This is a genomic window from Mucilaginibacter gotjawali (genome assembly GCF_002355435.1).
Classification (GTDB): Bacteria; Bacteroidota; Bacteroidia; order Sphingobacteriales; family Sphingobacteriaceae; genus Mucilaginibacter; species Mucilaginibacter gotjawali.
Genome location: NZ_AP017313.1, coordinates 1,144,539 through 1,158,310, shown reverse-complemented (window position 1 = coordinate 1,158,310; position 13,772 = coordinate 1,144,539). Strand labels below are relative to the sequence as shown.

Genomic DNA, 13,772 nt, shown 5'->3' with positions numbered 1-13,772 from the left:
TTCTATTCTTTTCAGTATTATTTCACTTGTATTAAAGTAATACGGTGTGTTTGGGGCTTGTTGATGGCATAAATTTCGTCTGTTAATGCGTTCATTTCTTTTTGCCATGCATCACGCAGGCTTTTATACCGGGCCCTTGAGTAGTTATCCTTGTTTCCGTTTACGAAAGGATCTTTCTGTGCATATTTTTTTACAGAGTCCATCGCAGCGTTATTATCTTTATAAAGCATATTTTTCCCTTTCAGGAAGTCGTATTCCATCCACATATAATTCCTTAACCGCCGCTCAATGTCCCAGCGCTCTTCATTCAACTCCCTTATTTGAATAGCCTGCTGGTATTGCGGGGTAGAGGTGATCTCAGCCAGGTTTATGCCGTCAGCGAATTGCTGGCTGCTCCAGCTGCCCATCAGTTCGCCATCGATCAGCAGGCTGTAGTTGCTGCTTTTAAGGTGCTTTACTGTGAGCATTTCCTGGTTAAATTCGTTGGTAAACGGCACCAGTTTTAATGCTTCGGATTGCTTTTTGCGGTTACCCCAGCCACGCGGAATGGTATCCAGCGGATAGGGCAGCGAATTTGCCAGGTAATTGAATGCTACTGAATCGGCAGTAACGGAAAGTGCTGATACCCGGCAATTTGAAGCTTTTAAAAATGTTTTCCGGGCCGCATCCAGGCTAATATCTGCCACCGGTTTATTATCAAGCCCCTGTGCCCTTAAAAACAAATAGGCCATCACCAGGTGCCCGTCATTGTCGGGGTGTACACGATCATTGGGTGTTAAGCTGAATAGTGAATCTTTCGCTTGCTCACGTTGCTCAATCGCCAGCATCGGGTGAAAGAAATCAACCATATCCCAGCCGTTTTTCTTTGCAGACGCGGCCTGGAAATCAATGATCTTTCCAAATGCTATGCTTTTTTTAGGGTAAAGATTTTTAGGATTGCTTTTGGTAGTTTCGTCATACGGCGAACCCAGGATGATGATCTTTTTAATATCCGGGCGGTTCTTTAATTTATCTTCCAGCATACCGTAATACTTGTACGAGCCATCGATCCGCTTATCCATAATAACCTGGCCATCCGGGCGGTACCATTCAAAGTAACCGCTGTCATTCATTCCCCAGGTAAGGGTTAAAACATTTGGTTTTTTCCCGAAAACATCATCGTCAAAACGGTCAAATATCTGGTTCACGGCATCACCGCCGATGCCTGCGTTAAAACAGGTGATACGCATATTCGGAAAATGCGTCATATAATACAGCCAGATATAGGAATGGTAATGACCACCGTCGGTGATGCTGTTACCCACGAAAGCAATCCGGTCGCCCGCGCGAAAGGGCGCTGCTTTTTGGGCGTAAGTGTTAGTTAAAAATAAACTGCCAAGCAGGATAATAAATAGTTTTTTCATTTTTTTATTTTGTTCCCCAGTTTTTATTTGGTGTATCACCCATAGTTAATTCAAGTATTCCGCCCCTGGCAATATCCTTGTAGTCGATATGGCATTTATTATACGGTTTGCCATTTAGTTTGGCACTTTGGATATAAATATTGGCGGCCGAGTTGTTGTGCGCCAGGATAGTAAATGATTTTCCTGTAGCGTATTTGGGATCAAGCTTAAGGGTTATTTTATTAAATACCGGGCTGGTGATCTCCTGCCTTGGGTCTCCGGGGCAAACCGGGTGCAGGCCACTGGCAGCCAATACATACCAGGCCGACATCTGGCCAACATCTTCATTACCCACCAGCCCCTCTACCGAGTTTTTGTAGGCCCTGCGGCAAATGGCCCGGCTCCACTTTTGGGTTAGCCATGGCGCGCCCATGCGGTTATATAAAAACGGAACATGATGCACCGGCTCGTTGGCCTGGTTAAAATAATCGTTCCACATCATGTTATCGGGTGTCTTTTCAAACATGTTATCCAGGTCGGCAATAACTTTTTCTTTGCCGCCCATTAATTTTACCATGCCATCCACATCCTGCGGAACAAACCACCCCTGCTGGTATGGGTTGCTTTCGATAGTGCCGTACCATTGTTTTAGCCTGCCGGAATCCGGCCATGGCAACCAGTTGCCCTCGTTATCTTTCGGCCTGAACCAGCCTTTGTCTTTATCAAAAATATTTTTATAATCTTCACTGCGACCGGCATATTTCTTTTCATCCAACGGTTTATGAAGATACTTTGCAAACTGCGATGCGCACCAGTCAGCATAGGCATACTCCAGCGTGTACGAGATGCTTAGCGGTTCCGGTGTATACCCTTTGTCGCCGTTACCAAACTTATTGACCGAGTTGATACAAAGGCGATAGGCCTGGCCTACGTCATAATTACGGATGCCTTTGGCATAAGCATCGGCAATTACCGACACGGCGGGGTTACCGATCATGCAACCACTGTAGGCGTTCATCATTTCCCAGCGTTCCAGGTAATCTTTTTTCTTTTCGTGGGCGAGACTTACCAGGGAGTTGACGAGGTCATTCACCAATGATGGATTGATGATGGTTTGTAAAGGCATCTGGCTCCTGAAAACATCCCATCCGCTAAATATGGTGCGTTTGTTAAAGTTGGCCGCAAAATGTGCTTTACCGTCACCACCGGGATAATGGCCATCAACATCGCTGATGATCCTCGGATCGATCATGGTATGGTAAAGGGCGGTATAAAAAACAATGCGTTCTTCCGGCGTGCCGCCTTGTATGTTTACTTTGGACAGGGCCTTGTTCCACAAATTGCGGGCCTGCCGGTGCACTGCATCAAAGTCCCATCCCGGTATTTCCGATTCAAGATTATTTTTAGCGCCGCTTACGCTAACGAAGGAGATGCCTGATTTTACCAATACCTGCTCGTTATCGTTAGCAGCAAACTCCGTATAAAATCCCAGGTGCTTACCTTCTTTTTCTTTCACGCCCTTTAGGATGGCTGCATTTGCTATCTGCTGCTGATATTTTGCGCTTTCCACATCTTCACGTTTCCGGCTCCAGCTGTCAGGTATATCGGCGCTCCATACCCCAAAGTTATTTAAGGGTTTGCTGAATTCAGCATAAAAATATACAGTGTATTCGGCGTGACCGGCGCCATCGCCCCATCCGCCCCCGTCTGGCGTACACTTCATCCAGCCTTCAATCGTATGGTCATTTACTACCTTTACGTATTGCAGCGTTGAGGTACCGCCAACCCTGCGGGCCAGGTCGATCTGGATCCGGGCTTGTTTATTTTGGGCGAAGGTAAACCTTAATATACCACTGTGTGGTGCAGCAGTCATCTCAGCTTTAACTTTATAATCACTCAAATAGGCAGCATAATACCCTGCCTTTGCTGTTTCGCTACTTTTTGTATAACGAGACCGGTAGCCCTCTTCGGGATGATCCAGGCTTCCGGCAGAAGTTTTTAACTTTCCCGTAGTGGGCATCACCAAAAAGTTACCAAGGTCTCCAAACCAGCCTATCCCGCTCATCTGCGTAAAAGCAAACCCCTCGATACTTGTATGCTCGTAACTATAACCTGAGCCATTGTCGCCGCCGGTAATGGTATTCGGACTAAGCTGCACCATGCCATAAGGCGTTGCCGCCCCGGGGAAAGTTTTGCCAAGGCCATGATAAACGCCTGCATCGGCAGTACTGGTGCTGGCGCCGATAAATGGGTTTACCTCATCCGCCGGCGTTTGCGCTTTCGCGACCCCCACCGTCAGTAATACATACATGGCGGAAACAAATAACTTTACGTTCATTTATTTAAATACTTTTTAAAGTTGCGCGTCGTTTTGACAGCCACAGTGGCTCAAACGACCAGGAATACAATTGGCTAAGTAATCAGGCTATAAAATATGGGCCAAATTAGATAAAAAAAACGATTTAGCAAATTGGTGTTAAATTAATTGAAAATTTATATTTTTCGTGCTGTTTAATATTTTGACGCGTGTACGCCCGTTAATTTTAAAGTCCTGATGCCAAACCTCGGCATAGCCACGTTTATGGCGGTCTTTTTGCTTACAGCCGGTTCTGTTTTAAGATCGCCCAACACCGCACCGTTCAAATTAACCAACTGCGCTTTTGCAATTTTACCATCCACTATAATTTTTCCGGGTAATGCGTCGCCCTCCGCGTTGAATAACCGCACAAAAAGAGTGTCCCCTTTGCAAGTCATCGAACTGATCTCGAATCCGGGTTTATCCATCGAGATGAATGATGCTGAAGGTTTTTTTTGCCCGGTATTTTGCCCGGTAAAAGCTGCCGTCAATGGTGCTGCCCATTTGGTTCCTGCTGTCCATACATGGCTTTTGTCCCATTTGCCCGCATGCGGCAATATGGAGTAACTAATTGTGGTTGGGCCATCAATTGTATAATCTCTGCCCCATAAACCCATGCCCGAGTACTGAACATCAAGCCCCAATGGGAATTTACCGCCATGGGTGTAGCTGGTTGTATGATCGGTAAACAAAGCCAGTCCGTATTTTCCCTGCTGGTCGGTAACATCTACCCAATTCAGTATCACATTATTTTTTATACTGTCCCAGGTTGTATAAAAGGTATTGGTAAGGTGGCTTTCGGTTACGTCAAAAGGCGCGTTTTTATAAACCTTTTGCCCTTTTAGATTCAAAGGGAACAGGGTCAGCAATTTATACCTGTCATCATAAAAGGCTTTCACCGGGTTTTGCCATTTATAGGTACCCGGCGGGGTATCAGCGCCGATTCCCGGGTTACCTTTCCAATCAATTTCCACCTTCAGGTCAATTCTTTGCTGGCCCTGGCCCAGGGTAAGGTATTGGGTGAAAGGATAGTTATCAATAGTGCCTTTAATAGCGATCACGAGCTGCAAGGGCCCGTTTTCAACCACCTGAACCGATGCCGGATGGTCTTCGCTCGATTTAAAACCCCCGGCCTTATAAAAATTGCCGCGTAATTCGTTAAAGCCTCTCGGATTAGCTTTATCTACAAACTCTTTATTATTCAACTTTTTGGCAACCAGGCTTTTTATTACCCCGCCTCTAGCAGGATCTAATAAGATAGCGTATGTATCTGTTTCAATATCATACATCCCGTTACCCGTTTTTTTTATTGTTGCGCCTTTAAAGGCCACATGGTTGCCCGCCTGCAGATGGTAGGTATTATAACCCAAAGATGGCACCGACGCATTAAATATTATTTTTTTTGCAGCAAGGCCGGGGGCATTCAATATTTGACTTGCAATTAGCTCGCCCCTGCTGCCGGTTACATTGATTTGCTTATTGGCAAGTGCTGCCGGAATGATCATCGATACCAATTCATTTCGTTTAACAGCCACCGTATTATAAACCCTTACGTAAGCGCCCCCATCATATTTTACACCAGGTGCGCTTGTTGAGGAAACCCTTATCAAACTGTCGCATATCCTATTGGTATAATTAGTCCACTCCCGCACTTTATCGGCCCAGGTTGCGCCGGGTTTCCCGTTATAAGGCACTATCCAGCTATCGTGGTGCTGAGCCAACAAAAGTGTGCGCCATGCTGAATCGAGCGCTGCTGTGGGGTAAACCTCACCGGCATAAATACTTGCCAGCGACGCCATTTTTTCGGCGATGATGATCTTATTTTCGGCGACCCTAACTTGCTGGGCTATTTTTTGCGTTACCTGCGATCCCCAAACCAGGTTCACCAGCAAATCTTCCTGCGTTGCTTTCCAGGCTGGTTTAGTGTCTTTTGGGCTTACATTCTCAAAATAATTGCGCCAGGTGGTATAAACGGTTTTTACGCCGAACCGGGGCCCGGTACCCATAAAGGGGCCGCCTTTCCATCCTGCATCCTGTATGGTCATGCCTATGGGGTGCTTTATCCCGGCCGCGTAAGCAGCATTTACATAATTGGGTGAATTTTCCCAGCCTATGGTTTGCCAGGTTGATTTGTTTGAAAGGCTTTCCATGGCGTAACGGGGCGCGGTGGTAATTCCTGTGCCATCAGGGCCAATCCAGGTAACCAACTCGCCGCCGTGTGCGGCCGCATAACCACCAAAACAGGTATTGGGATTTTTAAGCGACGCGAATTTAAACCCAAAAGAAGTTAAGATCTGTGGTAGTGCACTGGTAAAACAAGGTTCTTCGGAGGAGTAGGTGGTAAACGATGCATTGGGGAAATGTGCTTTTATCTTAGCCATACCATAACTGAATTGCCTGATAATACTCTCGCCCGATATATTATATAAATAGCTTTGTGCATAAGCAGGATTTATGAATTCAATTCGCCCTCCCGCACTTTGGTTGGCAGCGAGTGCTTTAAATTGAGCATATGCCTCAGGATCGTCCTTCTGCACCTTATCCCAGGTTTCGGGCTCTACCTCCAGGTTAATGCTCCATTCGGGGTTCTTATTGAGCATATCTACCAGGAATCGGGTATAATTTTCGGGGTAGCCTCCGTAAATCCCCCCATGGTAACCGTCAATATACCACGCGGTTTGTGCACCGGCTTTTTTTAAGGGAAGTAAAGCCAGCAAAACAAACCAAAAACAGGTATATCTAAACTTTTTTGATCTATCGGGTAACATTTTTATTGTGATAAGGTAATTTCAAAATGGTGTAACTTAGGTTTATTAACCAGGTAAATCTCGGCGGTAAGCAGGTCCATTTCTTTTTGCCAGGCATCGCGCACTATTTTAAACCGCGCTTTTTGATACGTTGGAAAAGTAACGGCCACAAAAAAATCTTTTTTTCCATATTTCTGAAGCGAGTCTGCGGTTGATTCGCTATCGTTAAACAATAATCCCTTAGGTTTCAAAATGGAATACTGGATCCAGTAATATTCGCGCAATCGCCGCTCAACCGACCATCTTTCTTCGTTCAAATGCATCACGGCCAGCGCTTGCTGGTATTCCGGCGTCGTGGAGATCAAGGCAAGGTTAATGCCTTTTTCAAGCGCTGCGCCTGTCCAGTTACCTATTACTGTATGATCAATTTTAAGCTGGTAGGTTGCTGCGCTGTTAAGCTGCTTAATGGCTAACATCTCCTGGTTATATTCATTTGTAAAAGGGATCAATTTTAATGCATCCGATTGTGACCGTGCAGGCTTACCAAATCCCCCCGGGACAGAATCCAGCGGGTATGGAAGGGACTTTGCGAGGTAATCAAAAGAAATATGACTGCCGCCTGCGGTTAAATTTAATAAACTGCAATTTTCCGCTTTGCCCACCTTTTTATCCTTAGCATTAATGGATATAGCTGCTACTTTGCTGCCGGCAAGGCCCTGGGCATTCAAAAAAGTATAGGCCATTACCATTTGCCCGTCGTTGCCTGGGTGGATGCGATCTGGCGATTCCATGGTAAATGTGCTGTCGGTTTGCTGCCCGCGCTGGTTGATCCGGAGCATCGGGGTATTAAAATCAATAAAGCCCCAGTTATTGCGTTTAGCGGCTTTTTGCTGTTCGGCTACAATTCGTAATATGGCTGCGTTCTTTTTTACCAAAGGCGCAAATTTTATTTTAGAGGTCTCGTCATACGGAGGAGATGCCAGCATTATTTTTTTTACCTCCGGATGTTTGTTCAGTTCAGCCTCAACCAATTTAAAATATTTTAACGACTCATTCACCTTTGCGTTATAAGCCGAGTCGGCTTTTTCGGGCGCATAATATTGGTACCCGGTATCATTCATACCAAAAGTAAACGTCATTATGGTAGGTTTTTTTGCAAACACTTCATCGTTAAGGCGCTCCAGCATTTGTTTGCAAACATCGCCACCGATTCCTGCATTCACGACACTGATCCGCATATTGGGAAAATGTGTCATATAGTACAACCAGATATACGAATGGTAATGGCCCCCATCGGTGATGCTGTTGCCCATAAATATAATCTTGTCGCCATTTTTAAACGGCGATACTTGTTGTCCGCCGGCTAAACCGGAAACGACAACCAGGATAATAGAAACAAAGCACAAACGGCGGAAGAAAAATGAAATTAATTTCATGGCTAAATTGATTTAGCAAATAAAAATCAAATAAATCGATTTAGCAAATACTATTTTGTTTTTCTTCTTTTCCACCATTACTTCTTCCATTTTAGCCCGTTCGGCATTTTTAAATAGCAAATGGCTGCCCATCCGCATGCTGATTTTCGGGATCATCATTATTTCCGGGGGTATCAGGGGTATTCTTTTTTGCAGCAATTTGCCTGCAGCATTAAAAGCTTATACTATTTAAACGAATGTTTTTAATGGCTCAATTTTATTTTTCAATTTGATATTTTAACTGTACTTTGTGTTTAAATTACACCAACCTGAATAAACCAGATTTACTTAAATCAACACCGTTACGATCATGAAAAATAAATTTTCCGGGTATTTAATGTTCTGCATTCTCCTGCTGTCTGCTTTAAACTATACTCATGCCCAATCGAAAACCGACAAGTTAACTGATGATAAGATCAGCTCGATCATCAAAAAATTAACACTCGAAGAAAAGATCTCTCTGTTACACGCCAACGGCATATTTTCTGCCGGCGGTATCAAACGTTTGGGCATCCCGCATATAATGACGGATGATGGGCCGTTGGGCGTTCGCGAAGATGTTTTGGAAGGATGGGGACCAGCCAATCTGACTACTGATTCGGCTACATTTTTCCCTAACGGATCGGCCCTTGCCGCTACCTGGAACCCTGACCTGGCCTACCGTTACGGGCATGATATGGGTGAAGAAGCGCGCGTACGCGGTAAAAATGTAATGCTTGCCCCTGCCTTTAACATTTGCCGTACCCCGCTTTGCGGCCGTACCTATGAATATTATTCGGAAGATCCATTTTTGAACAGCCGTTTGGCGGTACAATCGGTGCAGGGCATACAAAGCCAGCATGTGGCCGCCTGTGTAAAACATTATGCCGTAAATAACCAGGAGATTGAACGCGGCCGCGTTAGTGTTGATATTGATGAACGCGCTTTACGCGAAATATACCTGCCCGCTTTTAAGGCATCCATTATTGAAGGTAAAGCATGGACCATTATGTCGGCTTACAATAAATTGCGCGGCGTTTATTGCTCGGAGAATGATTACCTGCTGAAAAAGATCTTAAAAGGCGAATGGGGCTTTAAGGGGATCGTGATCAGCGACTGGGGCGGCACTCACAGCACTGTTGCTGCCGCCAATAATGGGCTCGACCTGGAGATGGGTTCAAATCCCCCATACAATACCTATTATTTTGCCGATAAGTTACTTGATTCAGTAAAAGCAGGTAAAGTAAGCGTGAAAGTGATAGATGAGAAAGTACATCGTATGCTATGGGTATTGTACCATACCGACATGAGCGCCAACCTGCCGAAGGGAAGCATCAATACGCCTGCACACAGTAAAACTGCGTACGATATTGCTGCGGAATCAATCGTGCTGCTGAAAAATGATAAGCATTTATTGCCTTTAAATACATCAGCCATTAAAAGCCTGGCAGTTATTGGCGATAACGCTACCCATACCTTCCATTTAGGTGGCTTTGGTGCAGGTGTTAAAGCTAAATATGAAATTACTGCCCTGGCGGGATTAAAAAACCGCCTGGGTAATTCCATAGACATTAAATTTGCACAAGGATATTCCGGCGCTTACAAATTCGGTAGCCATACCGAATTTAAACCGGACGCCGCTTTGATACAACAAGCCGTTGCCACCGCCAAAAGCACCGATATGGCTATTTTATTTGTTGGCGGTAACCGCGATTACGAAAGTGAAAGCCAGGACCGTAAAGACTTGTCGCTACCCTTTGCGGAACAGGCTTTGGTAGATGCTGTTACCGCGGCCAACCCCAATACCATTGTGGTGGTAGTAGGCGGTGCGCCATATGATATTGGTAAGATCAAGGAAAATAACCACACCATTGTTTGGAGCTGGTATAACGGATCGGAAAATGGCAACGCGCTGGCCGATGTATTGACCGGTAAAATCAATCCGTCAGGCAAATTGCCCTTTACTTTCCCTGCTTCGCTAAAAGATTCTCCTGCACATGCTTTGAATGCCTACCCAGGTGAAAACCTGAAGGTTGACTATAAAGAAGGTATCCTGGTAGGTTACCGCTGGTTTGATACCAAGAAAATCGAGCCGCTTTATTGCTTCGGCTATGGCTTGAGCTATACTGGCTTTAAATATTCGGGCTTTTATACCAATAAAAAGAGCTATAAAACAACCGATCATATCACCGTTAGTTTAAAGGTAAAAAACACAGGTAAATACGCCGGTAAAGAAACCGTACAATTGTACGTAAGCAAAACAGGCTCGGTAGTTGAGCGCGCCGACAAAGAGTTAAAAGCCTTTAAAAAGATCAGCGTTGCCGTTGGCGAAACTGCTGCTGTTACCCTGAGTATCCCGGTAAAAGACCTGGCTTATTACGATGTAAAAACCAGCAAATGGGTAGTTGAACCGGGTAAATATAAACTGCTGGCCGGTACTTCCTCACGGGATATTGAACAAAGCGCAACTATTACGGTAGATTAATTTTTTAATGTGCAGATATGCAAATGTGCGGATGTGCAGATGATTTTTTGATGGGTCGGCGGGAACCATACGCTGGCGCCATGACAATATGATCATTTACCATCTGCACATCTGAAATCTGCACATTTGCACATCCTTAAATTGCATATCTACTTATTTTTCAATAGCTCCTCAATCAACCCTGATAAACTTACCGAAGCGGCGGCAACCAGTTCATCCGCTGCGCCGTAGTAAATATAGAGGGTATCGCCTTGTAAAACAGTGCCGGTGGGGAAACAAACATCATCTACATCTCCTTTCAACTCATAGTCCAGTCCGGGTTTAAAAAGCGGGTAAGGTAATCGGGCTATCTCTTTAAAAGGTTCGTCAAGATCCATCAAAGCCGCACAGCACGAATACTCATAACCTTTTATTGCATCTTTAACGCCGTGGTAAATAATTAACCAACCATGCGCTGTTTCAATCGGAGGGCAGCCGCCGCCCACATAACTTACCTCGTGAGGGTATTTGGGGCAAAGAAAAATATGCTCATCAAAATGCAAAAAGTAATTCACCCAAAACTCATCCGTTAAATCTGTAAGCTCATCCACAGCCGTTAACTGGATATCAGGCTTTATGCGGTGCAAAAAGGTTAATTTACCATTTATTCTCCTCGGAAAAAAAACCAGGTCCTTGTCTGCCAAAATATGGGCGTCCCGGTTATAGCGCAGGTATTTTTCATTTAACTTGCTTTGCGCTTTGGTGTACCGGTCAAAATCACCATAAGTTACTTTTGGTACGATGATTCCATGTTTGGTAAAAGTTTTGAGATCTGTTGAAGTGGCTAAGGCCCCAAGCGCGTTGTCGCCGTCAAACGCTACGTAGGAAAGATAATAGGTGCCCTCTATTTTCACGATCCGGGGATCTTCCATCCCATGCGATTCATACTCAAATCCCGGTGTTAAAAAAGGCTTTTCCCAACGCGTTTTAACAGACAAGGGGCCATCCAGTTCACAATAACCTATAGTGGAATAATTGTGTGTATGTACCGCCCGGTAAAACATATAAATATGATCGCCTTCTTTTATCACTGCAGGGTTTAATACGCTTTCATCTTCAAATTCAAAACCTGCTTTTTGTAACAGCACGCCCTCTTTTTTTACAGTTATCATGCTTAAAAGCCTTTTTTAAATTTACCGTCATCCAGGCATCCGATTATGCCTTCGATTATTTTTTTTGTTTCATCTGCGTTACTGGTACATACCGAAAATACGCCGGCCTGTTTTGCCGGATAATCATTCCCGCCCGGAAAAATGGCATCACCTATAAATAACATTTCGCTGATGGCAATCCCCAAAACATCCCGCAGCTTATGGATCCCATATTTTTTGTCGATGCCATGTTTGGTGATGTCAATGGAAGTTGCACCACCCAGGTTTACCGCAAATTCAGGGATGATTTTGTCCAGCAGCTTTTTAACCTTTTCGCGCTTTTTAAAATCAGGATCCCATTTTTTCTTTTCCTCCAGCGGCGCCTGCTGCCCCAGCGCCGAATAAGTGATCTGGCTCCCACGGTCCTCAATCGCTTCGCCCCATGTTTTTTTAGCCTTAAAGCCCGATTTCTCAACTGCTGTATTTAAGGATGTAATGATCTTTTCTTTTTGCTTATCCGTAAAATTCTCCGCATAAAGCAATTTCCAGCCCGACTTATACTGATAGAACTTGGTACCACAGGCAGGTAAAATTGACAGGTTTTGCAAGATCTTTCCTTTTGGTAAATGGGCAAGCACCTGTTTATTAAACTGCGGCCAGTCACCGCCGGAGATGATGGCAACTTTGGCAACCTTTAACAGCGCTGCCAGCCTGACCGACATTTCTTCATCAATGGCGGCCTTACTTTCGGCAAGTGTGCCGTCAAGGTCAAATACAATTAGTTTCTTCACTATTGGGTTATTGGGTTATTGGGTCATTGGGTCATTGGGTCATTAAGTCATTGGGTCATTGGGCAATGTCATTAAGTTAAGGAATTTTAATATCGAACACCCAATGCCGAACGTTGAACCAGCCTGCCGGCGGGCTGGTAATGAAATAAGAAAGTTCGAAATTTGACATTCAAAATTCATTATTCGATATTAATTTCCTTCTTTTTCCTTTAACTTAATGACATTGGTTATTAGGTCATTAAATGTGATTTTTTTGTTTGGCGGGCGCAATTATTTCAAACTATAAATTAACTACCATGCGACAATGACTTAATGCCCCAATGACTTAATGATTTGTCTCACCCCTCCGGTAGGGCAACCTCCAGCAAAACCACCTTTCCTTTAGGCACAAAAGGGCACGAACCGACCGACGCCGGCAGCAGCATTACTTCTCCTTTTTTAAAGGGGTACAATTCGTCATTGTATTCAATTTCTCCGTCGCCTTCAATATTTACCAGTATGCGGCAGGTAGCCATTTTCCCTACCATAAATGGCAATTCGCTGGTTAGCCGCCAAACTTTAAAATGCTCATCGCTTAATAATTTTTCGCAAAGCGCATGGCCTTTATCTATGCCCTCGTCAATTTTTATGGGTATTGATGGCTTAATATCTGTCTTACTAAAATCAATACAAGCCAGGGCTTCTTCTACCTGCAAATCGCGGGGCTGGCCGGTTTTTTCGTCTACCCTGTCCCAATCGTACAGTCGGTAGGTTACATCGCTGTTTTCCTGCACCTCAAATACCACCACATCATTCAGGGTGTGTACCGTGCCTGCCTTTATTAATACCGCGTCGCCAACGGTTGGTTTAAAACTGGCCAGGTCGTCGCCAACGGTATGCGCATCCAGGTCCGTCCTTATTAGTTCTTTAGTAGTACCTGGTTTTAATCCTGCGTAAATCAGGGCATCCTTACCGGTTTGCAGCACTACCCAGGCTTCTGTTTTGCCGTTTTCGCCTTTGGGGATATATTTTTTAAGCTGATCGGCCGGGTGTACCTGTACCGACAGCACCTTCTGGCAATCCAAAAATTTTAATAATAATGGAAATCTTTTAAACTTGCCTGCAAGCTTACCTAATAATTCGGCTGACGAGTTTTCAATCAGCTGGTTAATAGTTTGGCCCTGCAAGTTACCGTTGCTGACTTTACTGGGGTGATCATCCCGATCGCTTAAAATCCAGGCCTCGCCTATGGGGTCATCCGGCGGTAAGGGTTTCAATAACAGATTTGACAATCTTCTGCCGCCCCAGATCCGGTACTGGTAAATAGGGTCGAATTTTAAGGGATAAAGTGCTGTTGGTGCCATTCAGGCTATTAACACCTGGCCATGCCTTAATGTTTGTAACAAGGTTGAAGTCTTTTCCGACTCAAGACTTTCGACTTAAGACTC

Annotated in this window: 9 protein-coding genes; 1 reads left to right on the top strand and 8 read right to left on the bottom strand. The window is 44.7% G+C overall.

Annotated elements, in window-relative coordinates; all coding sequences use genetic code 11:
- Positions 1 to 17 precede the first annotated feature (17 nt).
- From MgSA37_RS05320 to MgSA37_RS05300, 5 genes are all read right to left on the bottom strand, one after another.
- Positions 18 to 1,403, bottom strand: a complete 1,386-nt coding sequence (locus MgSA37_RS05320) for an SGNH/GDSL hydrolase family protein (protein WP_157750446.1) — start codon at positions 1,401 to 1,403, stop codon at positions 18 to 20.
- Between the two features lie 4 nt (positions 1,404 to 1,407).
- Positions 1,408 to 3,720: a GH92 family glycosyl hydrolase gene (locus MgSA37_RS05315; RefSeq protein ID WP_096350192.1), complete on the bottom strand. Its 2,313-nt coding sequence runs from the start codon at positions 3,718 to 3,720 to the stop codon at positions 1,408 to 1,410.
- A gap of 173 nt (positions 3,721 to 3,893) precedes the next feature.
- Positions 3,894 to 6,506 (bottom strand): glycoside hydrolase family 38 C-terminal domain-containing protein, encoded by a 2,613-nt coding sequence (locus MgSA37_RS05310; RefSeq protein ID WP_096350191.1) that lies wholly within the window; start codon positions 6,504 to 6,506, stop codon positions 3,894 to 3,896.
- A 2-nt stretch (positions 6,507 to 6,508) separates the two neighbouring features.
- A complete protein-coding gene (locus MgSA37_RS05305; RefSeq protein ID WP_096350190.1) occupies positions 6,509 to 7,921 on the bottom strand; it encodes an SGNH/GDSL hydrolase family protein in 1,413 nt (470 codons plus the stop codon).
- A 12-nt stretch (positions 7,922 to 7,933) separates the two neighbouring features.
- The gene (locus MgSA37_RS05300) at positions 7,934 to 8,080 is read right to left on the bottom strand and encodes a hypothetical protein (protein WP_157750445.1); all 147 of its coding nucleotides are present in this window, start codon (positions 8,078 to 8,080) and stop codon (positions 7,934 to 7,936) included.
- 190 nt (positions 8,081 to 8,270) lie between these two features.
- Between MgSA37_RS05300 and MgSA37_RS05295 the strand changes: the two genes are divergently transcribed.
- A complete protein-coding gene (locus MgSA37_RS05295) occupies positions 8,271 to 10,424 on the top strand; it encodes a glycoside hydrolase family 3 C-terminal domain-containing protein (protein WP_221199444.1) in 2,154 nt (717 codons plus the stop codon).
- Positions 10,425 to 10,573: 149 nt separating this feature from the next.
- Here the strand turns inward: MgSA37_RS05295 and MgSA37_RS05290 are convergent, their stop codons facing one another.
- From MgSA37_RS05290 to MgSA37_RS05280, 3 genes are all read right to left on the bottom strand, one after another.
- Positions 10,574 to 11,575 (bottom strand): glycoside hydrolase family 130 protein, encoded by a 1,002-nt coding sequence (locus MgSA37_RS05290; RefSeq protein ID WP_096350187.1) that lies wholly within the window; start codon positions 11,573 to 11,575, stop codon positions 10,574 to 10,576.
- 2 nt (positions 11,576 to 11,577) lie between these two features.
- A complete protein-coding gene (locus MgSA37_RS05285) occupies positions 11,578 to 12,345 on the bottom strand; it encodes an HAD-IIB family hydrolase (protein ID WP_096350186.1) in 768 nt (255 codons plus the stop codon).
- Between the two features lie 338 nt (positions 12,346 to 12,683).
- Entirely contained in the window at positions 12,684 to 13,688 is a 1,005-nt protein-coding gene (locus MgSA37_RS05280) for a type I phosphomannose isomerase catalytic subunit (RefSeq protein ID WP_096350185.1), read from the bottom strand.
- Between the last annotated feature and the right edge of the window lie 84 nt (positions 13,689 to 13,772).